The sequence below is a fragment of the Novosphingobium sp. genome (assembly GCF_027489515.1).
In the GTDB taxonomy this organism is placed as follows: Bacteria; Pseudomonadota; Alphaproteobacteria; order Sphingomonadales; family Sphingomonadaceae; genus Novosphingobium.
In genome coordinates, this window is the sequence record NZ_JAIXZS010000041.1 from 26,297 (window position 1) to 37,172 (window position 10,876).

A 10,876-nucleotide genomic window follows, 5' to 3' on the forward strand; every position below is an offset into this window, starting at 1 on the left:
CCTCATGGCACGCGCACCAAAAGATCGCGGATCGGCTGACCCTTGGCGCCAACAAAGCGGACGCAGAAATCGCTGAGGCCGGGGCCATTGATCACAGCGCCGACCAGCACGTTGCGGCCTTTCCTGAGGCCCACCGCGGGCGAGATCACGTCATCCATCACCATGCGCCGGTCGCCGAACAGCGCCGCTGTCTCCTGCCCGTTCAGCCACCACTGCGAAGCGGAATTGGAGCCCACCGCGAGATGCGCCTCGGGCATGTCGCGCGGAGCATCGATGACCGTCACTGCCCAGAAGATCACGCCATAGGTCGGCTTGCCGGTGCCTTGCGCGAAGCCGAACAGCTTCACGTCCCAGAGCGCGGAATCGAGCGCATGCCAGCGGAGCGGCGTGCCCTTGTGGCGGATCATCTGCCCCGCGCGCGCTTGCTCCAGCGCCGCCGGTCGGTCCGCTGCAAAGGCCTCCCGCACATAGGCGCTGGTGAAGAGCTGGTTGGTCCGGTTGGGCTTGGCAATCGGCTCGAGCAAGAGCCAGCGCCGGATGAATCCGTCCTCGTCAGGTGCGGCGCTGGCGCCCGCAGCGGGTGCAAACCAAGGCGCGAGCGCCGGACTTGCAGCGGGCGGGGAGGCTGCGCCAAGCAGGGCGGCGGCGGCGATCAGCGCGGGCAGTTTCCGCATCGTGGCATCCCTTGTTGTTCGTGCCGTTCAAGCCGCCCGCACCGCACGAGGCAAAGCCGGTGCGGGCGGCAGGTCCGGCCGCAGCCGAAATCGTCAGAACCGATTGAGCAGGTTCTCCAGCCATTCCTGCCGGCCCGAGACCGGCTTGGGGGAGAGATCGCGCGCCACGGCAAGGTCGGCTATCTCGGCAAGGCTGGCGCTCTTGATCGTCTGGCCCAGCTCGCCCTGCCAGCCGGCATAGCGCTCGGCGCGGAAGGCATCGAGCTGGCCGTCCGCGATCACCGCCTCGGCGCGCAGCAGCGCCTTCGCGATTACGTCCACGCCGCCGATGTGGCCGTGGAACAAGTCTTCGGCATCAACCGATTGGCGGCGGACCTTGGCATCGAAGTTGAACCCGCCGGTGGTGAACCCGCCCGCGCGCTCGATCTCGATGCAGGCGAGTGTCAGTTCCTCGACCGAATTGGGGAACTGGTCGGTATCCCAGCCGTTCTGCGGATCGCCGCGGTTGGCGTCGATCGAGCCGAAAATGCCGAGCGCGCCGGCCATCGCGATCTCGTGCTCGAAGGTGTGGCCCGAAAGCGTGGCGTGGTTCGCCTCGATATTGACGCGGACTTCGTCTTCCAGCCCATAGCGCTTGAGGAAGCCGTAGACCGTCTGCGTGTCGAAGTCATACTGGTGCTTGGTCGGCTCATGCGGCTTTGGCTCGATCAGGATCGTGCCGGTAAAGCCGATCTTGTGCTTGTGCTCGACCAAGAGGCTGAGGAAGCGACCGAAGTTATTCTGCTCGGTCTTCAGATCAGTGTTGAGAATCGTGTCGTAACCCTCACGGCCGCCCCACAAAACATAGTTTGCGCCGCCCAGCCGGTGCGTCGCTTCCAGCGCATCGCGAACCTGGCTCGCGCCCCAGGCATAGACTTCGGGACGCGGGCTGGTGGCTGCGCCTGCCAGATAGCGCGGATGGCCGAAGAGGTTCGCCGTGCCCCACAGCAGCTTGCGGCCGTGCGCGGCCTGCAGTTCTTCCAGATGATCCACCGCGCGGGCAAAGCTGGCGCGGAACTCGCCGATGCTTTCGGCGGGGGCCATCACGTCCACATCGTGGAAGCAGTAGAAGGGCAGGTCGAGCTTCTCGACGAACGCGAGTGCGGCCTCACGCTTGGCACGGGCGGCGGCCTCGTCCTGCGGGCCGTTCAGCCAGGGGCGGTCGAAGGTGCCCGCGCCGAACACGTCGCTGCCCGGCCAGCAGAAGGTGTGCCACATGCACACGGCAAAGCGGAGGTAATCCTCCATGCGCTTGCCGAAGACCACGCGGTCCTTGTCGTACCAACGGTATGCAAGATCACTTTTAGAATCAGGGCCTTCATAGCGAATAGTGGGAAAGGCATCGAAGTAGGCAGCAGACATGGCGGAGTTACTCCTGGATGGCGCGGAGCGCCTGATAGGCAGCGCGGAAGCGGTCGCGCTTTGGCGCGAGACGGGCGGCGAGATCGGGATCGGGATCGATTACGGCGCGAACGGGGGGGCGGGTGCAGATGTCGGCAGCGCTCGCGCCGGTCACCGCCATCTGCGCCAGCCGCGCGCCGCCAAGCGCGGGGCCGACTTCGCCGCCGTGAAGGTAGACCAGCCGCACGCCGAGCACGCTCGCGAGGATGCGGCCCCAATGTGCCGAGCGCGAGCCGCCGCCGATGACGCAAAGCTCCTCGATCGCCGTACCCGCACTGCGCAGCGCGTCGATCCCGTCGGCATGGGCGAAGGCGACCCCTTCGAGCACGGCGGCAGCCATGCGTGGCGTGGTGCTCTCGTTGCCAAGGGCGAGGAACGCCGCACGGATGTGCGGATCGTTGTGCGGGGTGCGTTCACCCGACAAGTAGGGGAGGAACAGCTCCGGGCCGCAGGCGGCGCCGGCCTGCTCGGCCAGCGCAAAGAACTCTGCCGGCCCCGGCACGTTGCAGGCGCGCGCCGCCCAATCGATGCACGAGGCGGCCGAGAGGTGGACGCTCATCTGGTGCCAAACCCCGGGCAGGGCATGGCAGAAGGCGTGGACCGCCTGCGCCGGATTGGGCCGGAAAGCAGCGTTCGCGACAAAGATCACGCCTGAGGTGCCAAGCGAGAGCATGCCCTGGCCTTCGCCGAGCACGCCGACGCCCAGTGCGCCGGCGGCATTGTCTCCCGCGCCAGCCACCACCGGCACTCGCCCCATACCCCAGCCGCGCGCCACATCCTCGCGCAGCATGCCGGTGACCTCCGGCCCTTCGTGGAGGCGGGGCATGTGCGTCTCATCCAGACCCGTCGCTGCCAGCATCTCGGCAGACCAGGCCCGCGCCGCCACATCGAGCCACAGCGTGCCCGCCGCGTCCGACATGTCGCTCGCCTTCTCGCCGGTGAGGGCGAGACGAACGTAATCCTTGGGCAGCAGCACCGTGCGTGTCGCGGCGAAGACGTCGGGCTCATGCGCGCGCACCCATGCCAGTTTAGGCGCCGTGAAGCCGGGCATCGCGATGTTGCCGGTGATTGTCCGGCTACGCGGCTCGGCGGCCTCCAGCGCCGCGCACTCGGCAAAGCTGCGGCCGTCATTCCACAGGATCGCCGGGCGCAGCGGCTTGTCGTCCGATCCGAGCAAGGTCGCACCATGCATCTGCCCGGCAAGCCCGATGCCGCGCACGCCTGCGCGCAGCGCGGCATCGAGGCCCAGCACGGCCTTGTGCGTCGCTGCGATCCAGTCCGCCGGGGCCTGCTCTGACCACAGCGGATGCGGGCGCGAGACGGTGAGGTCCGCGCTCGACTGCGCGAGGACTTCGCCGCTCTCGGCCGTCACCACCGCCTTGACGCAGCTCGTGCCGACATCGATGCCAAGGTACATGGGCTGAGCCTACTTCGCTTTCAGCGGATCGATCGTCTGGATCGTGCCGTCGGGGTTGAAGGTAAGCTCGGTCACCTTGGCGTTGCGGAGGTGGTTCTTCCCCGAAAGCTGGGTATCGGCGTAGAACAGCCACCACTTGCCGCCCTGCTCGATCACCGAATGGTGCGTCGTCCAGCCTTGCACCGGCTTCAGGATATGGCCGGTGTAGGTGAACGGGCCATAGGGCGAGGTGCCGATGGCGTAGTTCAGGAAGTGCGTGTCGCCGGTCGAGTAGGTGTAGTAATACTTGCCGTCCTTCTTGAACATCCACGAGGCTTCGAAGAACCGCCGCTCGTGATCGCCGCCGAGCACGGGCTTGCCTTTCTCGTCGAGAATTACGGCATCCCGCGGGGCTTCGGCGAGGGTCTTCATGTCGGCGCCCAGTTTGGCGACCTTGCCGGAAAGTGCCGGCTTGTCGTCCTGCAGCAGATCGGTGTCCGAACCGTTGGGATCGTACTTGCCGCTCACCCAGCGCTGCAACTGGCCACCCCAGATGCCGCCAAAGTACAGGTACGCGCTGCCATCCGCGTCGATGAAAACCGCCGGGTCCATCGAATAGGCACCGGCAATCGGTTCCTTCTCTGCCACGAACGGCCCCATCGGGTTCTTCGAGGTGGCGACGCCGATGCGGAACGCGCCGAGGCCGTTCTTGTCCTTCGATTTGTCGCGCGCGGGGAAATAGAGGTAGTAGGTGCCGTCCTTGAAGGCGGCATCGGGCGCCCACATCTGCTGCGAGGCCCAGGGCACATCCTTCACATCGAGCGAGACCGGGCCGACCGTCACCTTGCCGCCGATGCTGTCCAGAGCGAGCACGCGGTAATCGCGCATGGCATACTGGTTGCCGAGGTCATCGTCGGGCGTCGGTGTCTCGATATCGTGCGAGGGATAGACGTAGATCTTGCCGCCGAAGACATGCGCCGAAGGGTCGGCTGTGTAGATCTCGCTCGTCAGCGGCTGATCACGGAAGGTGGCGCCCGTTGCGTTGCCGGGGGCAGGGGCGGCGGCCTGCGTACAGGCGGCTGCGGCCAGAGCGCCGGAAAGGCAAAGCGCGGCCATGGTGAGTCTTGCCTTCATTATCCCACTTCCCTTCTTGCACCGGGCACTTGTCCTTTCGGTGTGCCGCCTGATTACCTGATATTGATAGCGCTAACTATTGCGCTCGGCAAGCGTGATCCGGCACCCCGCTTCACTCGATGAACGGTTCGACCACCACGTGCCGCCCGCAGAGGAAGGCATCGGCGACAATACGCAGCGGACCCATATCGACGTCGCTCTGCCGCGCCGCGATCAGGCCGGCGAAATGCGCATACAGCAGGGCATATTCGCGGTCTTTGCCGCGCAGCGCGCCATCGGGGAGAGTCAGTTCCGCGCCGCCTTTCGCCAGCGAGAGCGGCCCGCCATCGGTCTCCACCACGATGTCCCAGCTTTGCGGCCCGGTCTGCAGGAAATCGAGGTCCATGTGGACCGGCGCGCCGCCCGCCGTGCGCAGACGCAGATCGGCCGCAATGGGCGCCGCGCAATTGGCCGGCACGTCCAGTATCGCCTCTGTCAGATAGACCGGTTGCGGCAGGATATGGGTGAGGATCGAGAGCGCGTTGATCCCCGGATCGAACACGCCAAGCCCGCCCGGCTGCCAGATCCAGCGCTGCCCAGGATGCCAGACGCGCACGTCCTCGCGCCAGACCACGCGGACGGCGGTGATCTGCCGCCCTGCAAGCCAATCGCGCGCGGCCGCCACGCCGTGTGCAAAACGCGAATGCCACGCGGCAAACAGGCTCGCGCCTGCTGCCTCGGCCGCGCGTTCCAGCACGGCCACTTCGCCCAGCGTAACACCCGGCGGCTTTTCCAGCAGAACATGCACGCCGCGCGCCAGCAGCGCCTCCGCGAGATTGCGGCGGACTTGCGGCGGTGTGCAGAGCGCGGCGGCATCGAAGGCGAGGCCGCTTTCCAGCAAGGCCTCGATACTGGCGAAATGCGCCGCGCCGACCACCCCGTCGCCGGCCGGATCGACCGTTGCGGCCAGCTCGAACGCGGCGCTGCCGGCAATCGCCGGCAGGTGCTGGTCCCGCGCGATCTTCCCCAGCCCGACAACGGCAATGCGTACCATGGCCTCAGAGCACCGTGACGCCCTGGACCACTGCCGGATCACCCGCCTCTCGGGTCAGCGGATTGCGGCAGGGAAGCGCGAACGGCGCGGCGGCGATCTCGAACAAATCGCCCGGTTCGGTGCGCACCCCGTCGCTGTAGGAGAGTGTGGCGGTGCCGAAGAAGTGCACGTGGACCTGCCCGGGTCGGCGGAACAGGCCATACTTGAAGTGATGGTGCTCCAGGTTGGCGAGGCTGTGGCTCATGTTCGCCTCGCCGGTGAGGAAGGGCTTTTCCCAGATCACCTCGCCGCCGCGCACGATCCGGCTGGTGCCGTGAATATCGGCGGGCGCATCGCCGATCAGCAATTCCGGGCCAAGTGCGGCGCGGCGCAGCTTGGAATGGGCGAGCCACAGGTAGTTGTGCCGCTCGGTGACGTGGTCGGAAAACTCGTTGGCGAGCGCGAAGCCGAGGCGGAAGGGGGTGCCGTCCGGGCCGATCAGATAGATGCCCGCCAGCTCCGGCTCCTCGCCGCCGTCCTGCGCGAAGGGGGGCATGTCCAGCGCTGCGTCAGGCCCGACCAGCTGGCCGCCATCGCCCTTGTAGAACCATTCGGGCTGCTGGCCGACGCCGCCATCGGCAGGCTTTCCGCCCGCCAGCCCTTCAAGGAACATGCGCATCGAATCGGTCTGATGCGCGGCCGCGGCCGCCTCGCGGTGCATCTTGTCGCGCCCTTCGGCCGAGCCGAGATGGGTGAGGCCGGTGCCGCTGAGCACCAAATGCGCCGGGTCTTCGTGGTCGATCGGCGCGAGGAAGCGCCCGGCGGCAAACTCCGCCGCCAGATCGACTGCCTCGCCGGTGCCGCAGGCCTGCGCCGCTGCGGCGAGGCTGGTGCCCGCCGCGATGGCGCGCAGCGCGAGTTCGCGCACCGAGGCGACACCGGGGAGGATATGCGCCGCCGAACCCTCGGCAAGAACGACCGACCGGGTGCCGTCCTCGGCGCGGTGCTGGAGAAGACGAGTGGCCATCGTATGCAATCCTTCAGAGCGTGAGCGTGCCGTCGATCAGGCGCGGTGCGCCATCACCGCGCGCCTCGTCGCGCAGTTCGGGCGGCAGCAATCCTGCGCTGATGTTCTGGTAGCTGACGGGCCGCAGAAAGCGGTCGATGGCGAGGCTGCCGACCGACGTCGTGCGCGGATCGGAGGTGGCGGGGAAGGGGCCGCCGTGCACCATCGCGTGGCACACCTCGACGCCTGTCGGCCAACCGTTGGCGAGGATGCGCCCGGCCTTCATTTCGAGCAGCGGGAGCAGCCGCGCGGCGAGCGCCTCGTCGGAGGAGTCCATCTGCAGCGTGGCCGTCAGCTGGCCTTCGAGCGCGCCGATCACCGCGGCCAGCTCCGCTTCGTCATTGCAGACCACGACGAGCGAGGAGGCGCCGAACACTTCGTGCCCCATCGCTGCTTCGGCGAGGAATGCCTGTGCGCTGGTGCGGAACAGCGCCGCCTGGCCTTGTCCCGCTTCACCCGTGAGGCCCGAGGCCACGCGCTCGACCCCCGGCAGACCCGCCAGCGTGGCGACGCCGCCCGCATAGGCCTTGCAGATGCCGTTCGTTAGCATGGTCTGCGCGGCGGCTGCGCTGATCGCTTCGGCGGCAGCGGTCATGAACGCGTCCAGTCCCTCGCCTGCGATGGCCAGCACCAGGCCCGGATTGGTGCAGAACTGCCCCGCGCCCATCGTCAGCGATCCGGCAAATGCGGCCCCCAGCGCCGCCCCGCGCGCCTTGAGCGCCTCGGGCAGCAGCAGCACCGGGTTGATGCTCGACATTTCGGCATAGACCGGGATCGGAACGCTGCGCGCCTGCGCCAGCCGCACGAGCGCGAGGCCTCCGGCGCGCGATCCGGTAAAGCCGACGGCGGCGATACGCGGGTCCTGCACCAGCGCCGCGCCGAGTTCGTTGGAGGGACCGGTCAGATGCCGGAACACGCCTTCCGGCAAGCCACAGGCGGCAACCGCCCGCGCGATCGCACCCGCCACCAGCGCGCCGGTTTCGGGATGCGCGGGGTGGCCCTTGACCACGACCGGGCAGCCCGCCGCCAGCGCCGAGGCGGTATCGCCCCCGGCGGTCGAGAAGGCGAGCGGGAAGTTCGAGGCGCCGAACACCGCGACCGGGCCGACCGGAATCATCCTCAGGCGCAGGTCCGGGCGGGGAAGGGGCTGGCGATCAGGGAGCGCCGGATCGATGCGCAGCTGCTGCCACGCGCCCGCGCGCACCACGCCCGCAAACATCCGGAGCTGGCCGACAGTGCGCCCGCGCTCACCCTCCAGCCGCGCGCGCGGAAGGCCGCTCTCGCGCATCGCCGCCTCGATCAGCAAATCCCCGATGGCGAGAATTTCCTCTGCGATTGTTTCCAGAAATGCCGCGCGTTCCTCGCGGCCCGTGGCGCGATAGGCAGCAAAGGCTTCGGCTGCAGCCGCGCAGGCGGCATCGACTTCGGCAGGCCCATGGACGGGGAAGGCCGGACCGACCGGCTCGCCGGTGGCAGCCGAAAGCGCGCGAAACTCGGGCATTGCTATCTCCAGATGCAGGAAAGGTGGGATCAATCAGCCGCACCGGTGGGGCGCGAACCCCACAGTGCGTAGAACAGGATGTAGAGCTCGCAGGCGGCGGTCAGCAGGAACGAGGCCTGCAGGCCGTAGCTGTCTGCCAGCCAGCCCTGCACGACTACCAGCGCGCCGCCGGCAATCGCCATGATGAGGAGGCCTGAGCCTTCCTCTGTCAGCGGACCCAGCCCGCGGATGCCAAGGGTGAAGATCGTCGGGAACATGATCGAATGGAACAGACCGACAAGGATGAGCGACCACATCGCGGCGGGGCCGGTGCTGAACACCGTCACCAGCATGACCACGAACGCACCGACCGAGAACGCGGCGAGCACCAGCGCGGCGTCCACCTTCTGCATGATGGCGGAGCCTGCAAAGCGCCCGACCATCATCCCGCCCCACAGGAACGTGAGGTATTGCCCAGCCTTTTCGTGCGTGAGGTTGGCGATATCGGGCTGGCTGACGAAGTTGACGAAGAGATTGGCGACGCCGATTTCCGCGATCAGGTAGATGAAGATCGCGGGCACGCCAAAGACGAGGTTGCGGTGGTTCCACAAGGAGAGCGCCTTTCGCTCCTCGGTGTTGGCGCGCTGCGTTGCCTGGCCCATGGCGGGCAGAGGAAACCGGGCGATCACCACCGCGAGGACCACCAGAACGCCCGCCACCAGCGCATAGGGCAGGATCACCGACTGCGCGTCGGCCAGTCGCTCGGCCGGGGTGAGCACCACGTCCGCCGCGGCCGTGCCGCCCTTGGAGCGGCCGAGGATGAGGTAGGCCCCGAACAGCGGCGCGAGCATCGTGCCGGCCGAATTCATCGCCTGCACAAGATTGAGCCGCGAGGACGCCGTCTCGGGCTTTCCCACTACGGCGACATAGGGATTGGCCGCGACCTGTAGCAGTGTGATCCCGCTCGCGATCACGAAGAGCATGGCGAGCGTAACGCCGTAAGACGGGATCGAGGCCGCCAGCATCATGCCCAGCGCGCCCGCGGCCATGATCACAAGGCCGATGACCAGCGCCTTCTGATAGCCCACCCGCTCGATCAGCCGTGCCGAGGGGATCGAGGCGACGAAGTAGGCGATGAACCACACGAATTCGATCAAAGTTGTCTGCGTATAGTTAAGGTCGAACACACTGCGCAGATGCGGCAGCAGCGTGTTGTTGATCACCGTGATGAAGCCCCACATGAAGAACAGGCTGGCGAGCAGGGTCAGCGCCGGGCCGTAGTTCTGGCTGGATTCCTTGGTGCTATGGGCGTTTGTCTGGGCTGGGGCCACAGGCGGCATGGTCTTGGGCATCCTCTCGCTCGGTCCCCGTGCGGGGCAGATCACATCGGTCTTGCGCGCATTCTATTTGTCGGACTATATCCGGGATGTGCAAGCGTCAATGGCACTTTGCAAGGGTGGCGCCACGTGGCGCGGGTTGAAAAGGACATGTGGGATGGGATCCAGCGGCCGACCGCGCAGCAGCGCATGGCTCGTCGTATCTGCCGCCGTGCTGGCGTGCGCGGGGCAGAACGCCATGGCCGCCGAAGCGCGGCAGGAAAGCGCCGGCACGCTAGCTGACGGCAGCGAGGCGCAGGCGATCACGCTCAAGGCCGCGAACGGCGTTTCGGCGCGCGTGCTGAGCTATGGCGCCACGCTACAATCGCTGATGGTGCCGGGCCGCACCGGCAAGGCCGCGGACATCCTCCTCGGCTATGACGACGTGCAGAGTTACGAAAAGCGCCCCAACTACTTCGGCGTCACTGTCGGCCGCTATGCCAACCGGATCGCCGGCGGCACCTTCACGTTCGATGGCAAAGCCTATCAGCTGCCACTCAACGACAAGACGAACAGCCTTCATGGCGGCTTCAAGGGCTTCGACAAGCAGAACTGGAAGGTCGACTCGGTCAAGAGCGGCCCGGTGGCGAGCGTCACGTTCTCCCACGTCAGCCCAGATGGCGATCAGGGCTACCCCGGCACACTGACCACGCGCGTCACCTATTCGCTCGATGAGAAGGGCAACCTCGGCATCACGTTCGAGGCGGAGACCGACAAGCCGACCGTGGTCAACATGACCAACCACGCGCTGTTCAACATGGCCGGCGAAGGCTCGCCGCTGGGCGCAATGGGCCAGCGCCTAACCATACCCGCCAGCACTTACACGCCGGTTGATGCAAGGCTGATCCCCACCGGCGAGCTGCGCAAGGTGGCGGGGACCGTGTTCGATTTCCGCAAGGGCCGCCGCATCGCCGATGGCCTGCGCGATGGCACCGACGAGCAAATCCGCTTCGGCCGCGGCTATGATCACAACTTCGCGCTCGACAAGGGGCTGACCGCCGCGCCGCAGCTTGCCGCGCGGCTGGTCGATCCCGCCTCGGGCCGGATGCTGGAGGTGCTGACCACCGAACCCGGCGTGCAGTTCTACACGGGCAACTTCCTTGATGGGACGCTGGCGGGGAAGGGCGGACACCTCTACCGCATGGGCGATGGCATCGCGCTGGAACCGCAGAAATTTCCCGATGCGCCCAACCAGCCGGGCTTCCTCTCCGCGCGTGTCGATCCCGGCAAGCCCTATCGTCACGTGATGATCTTCCGCGTCGGCATGGCGCCCAAGGCCCGCTGAACCCTGCCGCACC

At 67.2% G+C, this 10,876-nt stretch carries 9 protein-coding genes; 1 reads left to right on the plus strand and 8 read right to left on the minus strand.

Features of this window, described 5'->3' with window-relative positions; genetic code table 11:
• Positions 1 to 2: 2 nt before the first annotated feature.
• The 8 genes from Q0082_RS07175 to Q0082_RS07210 form a co-directional block, all read right to left on the minus strand.
• A complete protein-coding gene (locus Q0082_RS07175) occupies positions 3 to 674 on the minus strand; it encodes an acetylxylan esterase (RefSeq protein ID WP_298191216.1) in 672 nt (223 codons plus the stop codon).
• A gap of 93 nt (positions 675 to 767) precedes the next feature.
• On the minus strand, positions 768 to 2,075 hold the full coding sequence (xylA, locus tag Q0082_RS07180; RefSeq protein WP_298191217.1) for a xylose isomerase: 1,308 nt from the start codon (positions 2,073 to 2,075) through the stop codon (positions 768 to 770).
• A 7-nt stretch (positions 2,076 to 2,082) separates the two neighbouring features.
• Positions 2,083 to 3,531, minus strand: coding sequence for a xylulokinase (gene xylB / locus Q0082_RS07185; RefSeq protein WP_298191218.1), 1,449 nt, complete (start codon positions 3,529 to 3,531; stop codon positions 2,083 to 2,085).
• A gap of 9 nt (positions 3,532 to 3,540) precedes the next feature.
• Entirely contained in the window at positions 3,541 to 4,644 is a 1,104-nt protein-coding gene (locus Q0082_RS07190; protein WP_298191219.1) for a glycoside hydrolase family 43 protein, read from the minus strand.
• A 112-nt stretch (positions 4,645 to 4,756) separates the two neighbouring features.
• Positions 4,757 to 5,677, minus strand: a complete 921-nt coding sequence (locus tag Q0082_RS07195) for a Gfo/Idh/MocA family oxidoreductase (protein ID WP_298191220.1) — start codon at positions 5,675 to 5,677, stop codon at positions 4,757 to 4,759.
• A 4-nt stretch (positions 5,678 to 5,681) separates the two neighbouring features.
• Positions 5,682 to 6,683: an AraD1 family protein gene (araD1, locus tag Q0082_RS07200; RefSeq protein ID WP_298191221.1), complete on the minus strand. Its 1,002-nt coding sequence runs from the start codon at positions 6,681 to 6,683 to the stop codon at positions 5,682 to 5,684.
• A gap of 13 nt (positions 6,684 to 6,696) precedes the next feature.
• On the minus strand, positions 6,697 to 8,223 hold the full coding sequence (locus tag Q0082_RS07205) for an aldehyde dehydrogenase (NADP(+)) (RefSeq protein ID WP_298191222.1): 1,527 nt from the start codon (positions 8,221 to 8,223) through the stop codon (positions 6,697 to 6,699).
• A gap of 29 nt (positions 8,224 to 8,252) precedes the next feature.
• Positions 8,253 to 9,542: a sugar MFS transporter gene (locus Q0082_RS07210; RefSeq protein WP_298191223.1), complete on the minus strand. Its 1,290-nt coding sequence runs from the start codon at positions 9,540 to 9,542 to the stop codon at positions 8,253 to 8,255.
• Between the two features lie 235 nt (positions 9,543 to 9,777).
• On the opposite strand from Q0082_RS07210, the gene Q0082_RS07215 reads away from it, so the two are divergent.
• On the plus strand, positions 9,778 to 10,863 hold the full coding sequence (locus tag Q0082_RS07215; RefSeq protein ID WP_298191284.1) for an aldose epimerase family protein: 1,086 nt from the start codon (positions 9,778 to 9,780) through the stop codon (positions 10,861 to 10,863).
• Positions 10,864 to 10,876 lie beyond the last annotated feature (13 nt).

Excerpts from the sequence above, each read along its gene's own strand:
- Q0082_RS07195 (WP_298191220.1), bottom strand. The coding sequence starts at position 5,677 with ATGGTACGCATTGCCGTTGTCGGGCTGGGGAAGATCGCGCGGGACCAG.
- xylB (WP_298191218.1), bottom strand. The coding sequence starts at position 3,531 with ATGTACCTTGGCATCGATGTCGGCACGAGCTGCGTCAAGGCGGTGGTG.
- xylA (WP_298191217.1), bottom strand. The coding sequence starts at position 2,075 with ATGTCTGCTGCCTACTTCGATGCCTTTCCCACTATTCGCTATGAAGGC.
- Q0082_RS07210 (WP_298191223.1), bottom strand. The coding sequence starts at position 9,542 with ATGCCGCCTGTGGCCCCAGCCCAGACAAACGCCCATAGCACCAAGGAA.
- araD1 (WP_298191221.1), bottom strand. The coding sequence starts at position 6,683 with ATGGCCACTCGTCTTCTCCAGCACCGCGCCGAGGACGGCACCCGGTCG.
- Q0082_RS07175 (WP_298191216.1), bottom strand. The coding sequence starts at position 674 with ATGCGGAAACTGCCCGCGCTGATCGCCGCCGCCGCCCTGCTTGGCGCA.
- Q0082_RS07205 (WP_298191222.1), bottom strand. The coding sequence starts at position 8,223 with ATGCCCGAGTTTCGCGCGCTTTCGGCTGCCACCGGCGAGCCGGTCGGT.
- Q0082_RS07190 (WP_298191219.1), bottom strand. The coding sequence starts at position 4,644 with ATGAAGGCAAGACTCACCATGGCCGCGCTTTGCCTTTCCGGCGCTCTG.
- Q0082_RS07215 (WP_298191284.1), top strand. The coding sequence starts at position 9,778 with ATGGCCGCCGAAGCGCGGCAGGAAAGCGCCGGCACGCTAGCTGACGGC.